The organism is Streptomyces sp. WAC05292, from assembly GCF_003949955.1.
In the GTDB taxonomy this organism is placed as follows: domain Bacteria; phylum Actinomycetota; class Actinomycetes; order Streptomycetales; family Streptomycetaceae; genus Streptomyces; species Streptomyces globosus.
On sequence record NZ_RPSE01000521.1, the window covers coordinates 1 to 3514 of the forward strand.

Below are 3514 nucleotides of genomic sequence, written 5' to 3' on the forward strand. Positions count from 1 at the left end.
GGGGCCGGCCGGGCGTGGGTGCGGGCGGCGGTCACGGGACGCGCGCCGGGGCGTGCGGGCGGCGGCCGATCTGGAGGAGGGCGGGCTGCGGGGGCGCCGGCTCCATTTCGACCGCGGTCACCTCGGGGGCGATGCCCGCGAGTGCGTCCTCGGCGGCGCGCCGTACGGCGTCGTCGCCCCCGCAGCCGCAGCCGCCGGTGGCGGCCGGGCGGAGCCGGAGGACACCGGTGGCGGTGTCGAAGCCGAGGGGCTCGACCGGTTCGCGCAGGGTTGCGAGGGCGCGGGCGATGCGGGCGTCCACGTCCTCGGGGTGCAGGTCGTGCAGGGCGAGCAGGCTCGCCACGAGGTCGTCGCCGAGCATGCGGGAGACGGGGCCCGCGCCGAGCCGCTCGACGATCCGGGCGAGGCCCGCGCCGTAGAAGTCCATGAGGACGCGGACGAGTTCCTCGGCGGCCTCGCACGCCTGCCGGTCCCCCGTGGCGGCGAGGCGGTCGAGGACGGCGTCGACGCGGCGGCCCGCCTCGCGGGCGTCCATGGCGGCGCTCATCCGCCCAGTCCGCTCAGGCCGGTGGGGACGTGCATCGACTTCACGGTCCGGCCGCCGCCCACGTACATGTGGACGCCGCAGGGCAGGCAGGGGTCGAAGCTGCGCACGGCGCGCATGATGTCGATGCCCTTGAAGTTCTCCGGGGGGTTCTCCTCGAAGATCGGGGTGTTCTGGACGGCGTCCTCGTACGGGCCGGGGGTGCCGTAGGAGTCGCGGACGCTGGCGTTCCAGGGGGTCGGCGGGTACGGGTGGTAGTTGGCGATCTTCCCGTCGCGGATGACCATGTGGTGGGAGAGGACGCCGCGGACGGCCTCGGTGAAGCCGACGCCGATCGACTCGTCCGGCACCTCGAACTTCTCCCAGGTCTGGGTGCGTCCGGCGCGGACCTCCTCCAGGCCCTTCTCGGCGCAGTGCAGGGCGACGGCGGCCGCGTACGCCTGGAAGTACGTGCGGGCGCGGTTGCGCTCCAGCGCGTTGCTCCACTGCGGGATCTTCCACTCGAAGGTGGTCTCGGGCTTGGTCATGGTGCGGGGGAGGTTGATGACGACGCTGTGGCCGGTGGCCTTGACGTAGCCGATGTCGACCAGGCCGGACAGGGCGGTGGACCACAGGCGGGCGATGGGGCCGCCGCCGGTGTCGAGGGCGAGGTGGTCCTTGCCGTCGAACCAGCGGGGGGACATCACCCAGCTGTACTTGTCGCCGAAGTCGCGCTTCTGCGGGGCGGGGATGGTGTGCTGGTTCCAGGGGTGGCGGGGGTCGACCGGATTGCCGAGGGGGTCCTGGCGGACGAACGGCTCCTGGCCCTCCCAGTCGTCGTAGTACGAGCTGCCCAGCAGGATGCGGATGCCGAGGTTGATCTGCGTGAGGTCGTTGGTGACCAGCTTGCCGTCGACGACGACGCCCGGGGTGACGAACATCCTCCGTCCCCAGTCGGTCATGTTGGCGTAGGTGAAGTCGCAGTACTCGGGGTCGTTGAGGGCGCCCCAGCAGCCGAGCAGGACGCGGCGCCGGCCGACCTCCTCGTAGCCGGGCAGGGCCTCGTAGAAGAAGTCGAAGAGGTCGTCGTGGAGGGGGACGACGCGCTTCATGAACTCGACGTAGCGCATGAGGCGCGACATGTAGTCCGTGAAGAGCTGGACGGAGGCGATGGTGCCGACGCCGCCCGGGTACAGCGTGGAGGGGTGCACGTGGCGGCCCTCCATCAGGCAGAACATCTCGCGGGTGTAGCGGCTGACCTGGAGGGCCTCGCGGTAGAACTCGCCCTCGATGGGGTTGAGGGAGCGCATGATGTCCGCGATGGTGCGGTAGCCGTGCTCGGCGGCGTGCGGGGCCTCGGTGCGCTCGGCGCGGTCGAGGACGCCGGGGTTGGTCTCGCGGACCATCTTCTCGCAGTAGTCGACCCCGACCAGGTTCTCCTGGAAGATGTTGTGGTCGAACATGTACTCCGCGGACTCGCCGAGGTTGATGATCCATTCGGCGAGGTGGGGCGGCTTGACCCCGTAGGCCATGTTCTGCGTGTAGACGGAGCAGGTGGCGTGGTTGTCACCGCAGATCCCGCAGATGCGGCTGGTGATGAAGTGCGCGTCGCGGGGATCCTTGCCGCGCATGAAGACGCTGTAGCCGCGGAAGACGGACGAGGTGCTGTAGCACTCGGCGACCCGCTTCTGCTTGAAGTCGATCTTGGTGTGGATGCCGAGGCTGCCGACGATCCGGGTGATCGGATCCCAGGCCATCTCCACGAGGCCGCTGCCGTCGCCGGCGGTGTTCGTCTTCGGTGTCATTGTCTTGGCCGTGGCCCTTCTGGGAACCGGGTGCGGGGGGTCGGGGCGTGCGGGAACCCGGCCGGCGGACGGGGCCTCCGGCCGGGGCGGGGGGTCACCAGGGCCTGCGGTAGCCGGTGGTCAGCTCGCGGCCGGTGTGGCGCCACTTGGGCTCCTGGTCGACGGTGTGCAGGGTCATCGAGCGGAGCCTGCGGACGACCGCCCCGTAGATGCCGCTGGCCCGGGTGGAGACGTGGGCGCCGGGGGGCTCGTCCATGAACGGCATGAACTTGTCCGGGAAGCCGGGCATCGTGCAGGCGATGCAGATGCCGCCGACGTTGGGGCAGCCGCCGATGCCGTTCATCCAGCCCCGCTTGGGGACGTTGCACTTGACGACGGGCCCCCAGCAGCCGATGCGGACCAGGCACTGCGGGGAGTCGTAGGTCTCCGCGAACTGGCCCTGCTCGTAGTAGCCGGCCCGGTCGCAGCCCTCGTGGACGGTCTGGCCGAACAGCCAGGTGGGCCGGAGCTTGTCGTCCAGGGGGATCATCGGGGCGGATCCTGCCGCCTGGTAGAGCAGGTAGGTGAGCGTCTCCGAGAAGTTGTCCGGCTGGATGGGGCAGCCGGGCACGCACACGATCGGGATGCCGGCCTTGGACTTCCAGTCCCAGCCGAGGTAGTCGGGCAGGCCCATCGCGCCGGTCGGGTTGCCCTCCATGGCGTGGATGCCGCCGTACGTGGCGCAGGTGCCGATGGCGACGACGGCGAGGGCCTTGGGCGCCAGCCGGTCGATCCACTCGCTGGTCGTGATGGGCTGCCCGGTCTCCGGGTCGTCGCCGAAGCCGCACCAGTAGCCCTCGGGCTTGATCTTCTCGTTGGGGATCGAGCCCTCGATGACGAGGACGAAGGGGTCGATCTCGCCGCGCTCGCCCTTGAAGAACCACTCGATGAAGGTGTCGGCGCCGTCGACCGGCCCGCATTCGAAGTCGATCAGCGGCCAGTGCACGGCGATCTTGGGCAGGCCGGGGAGGGTGCCGGTGACGATCTCCTCGATGCTGGGCTGCATCGCGGCCGTCAGGGACACCGAGTCGCCGTCGCAGCTCAGTCCGGCGTTGATCCAGAGGATGTGGATCGTGGGGTCCTCTGGCGTGGTCTCTGGCAGGGTCGGCGTTGCAGCGTCCATGCGGATCGCTCCTAGGGATGCGGG

The 3514-nt window shown here is 70.4% G+C and carries 3 protein-coding genes; all 3 read right to left on the reverse strand.

Features of this window, described 5'->3' with window-relative positions; translation table 11 throughout:
• Positions 1-31: 31 nt before the first annotated feature.
• The 3 genes from EF903_RS30330 to EF903_RS30340 all read right to left on the reverse strand — a co-directional run bounded on the left by EF903_RS30330 (position 32) and on the right by EF903_RS30340 (position 3490).
• The gene (locus EF903_RS30330; protein WP_125548194.1) at positions 32-547 is read right to left on the reverse strand and encodes a hypothetical protein; all 516 of its coding nucleotides are present in this window, start codon (positions 545-547) and stop codon (positions 32-34) included.
• Positions 544-2328, reverse strand: a complete 1785-nt coding sequence (locus EF903_RS30335) for a nickel-dependent hydrogenase large subunit (RefSeq protein WP_125548195.1) — start codon at positions 2326-2328, stop codon at positions 544-546. The genes EF903_RS30330 and EF903_RS30335 overlap by 4 nt, the downstream gene beginning before the upstream one ends.
• A 94-nt stretch (positions 2329-2422) precedes the next feature.
• Entirely contained in the window at positions 2423-3490 is a 1068-nt protein-coding gene (locus EF903_RS30340) for a hydrogenase expression protein HypE (RefSeq protein ID WP_125548196.1), read from the reverse strand.
• Positions 3491-3514: the final 24 nt, after the last annotated feature.

Excerpts from the sequence above, each read along its gene's own strand:
- EF903_RS30335 (WP_125548195.1), bottom strand. The coding sequence starts at position 2,328 with ATGACACCGAAGACGAACACCGCCGGCGACGGCAGCGGCCTCGTGGAG.
- EF903_RS30340 (WP_125548196.1), bottom strand. The coding sequence starts at position 3,490 with ATGGACGCTGCAACGCCGACCCTGCCAGAGACCACGCCAGAGGACCCC.
- EF903_RS30330 (WP_125548194.1), bottom strand. The coding sequence starts at position 547 with ATGAGCGCCGCCATGGACGCCCGCGAGGCGGGCCGCCGCGTCGACGCC.